Origin of the sequence: Actinobacillus minor NM305 (genome assembly GCF_000175195.1) — a bacterium.
Taxonomy (GTDB): Bacteria; Pseudomonadota; Gammaproteobacteria; order Enterobacterales; family Pasteurellaceae; genus Haemophilus_A; species Haemophilus_A minor.
Window position 1 is genome coordinate 1 of sequence record NZ_ACQL01000110.1, and the last position, 377, is coordinate 377.

A 377-nucleotide genomic window follows, 5' to 3' on the forward strand; every position below is an offset into this window, starting at 1 on the left:
GGTCAGTTGCATGATGTGATTAGTAAAGGCTTCAAAATCAATGCGGATAATGGTGCGGAAGACACGGTAGCTTTAGGTGAAAGTGTCAAGTTTACCGATACCTCAGGCAATATCATTACCACGGTGACGGACAACACGATTGCGTTTGCGTTAGCGAACAGCATTAAAGTGGGTGGAAATAATCCGATTACGATTAACGGTGATGCGGGTACTATTAGTGGTTTAACGAATAAAACGTTTGACCCGAATAACATTGTATCAGGACAAGCGGCGACGGAAGACCAGTTAAAAACGGTAGCGGATACGGCAAACAGTGCATTGCAAGACTTTACGACCAGTGTAAACGGTCAAGCAGTGGAGACGCTAAACAAAGATAA

The 377-nt window shown here is 44.0% G+C and carries 1 protein-coding gene; it reads left to right on the plus strand.

Translation table 11 applies throughout. The features are described 5' to 3' along the window. Positions 1-377: hypothetical protein (locus tag AM305_RS12465; RefSeq protein ID WP_005825146.1), on the plus strand; the 377-nt coding region annotated here is incomplete at both ends.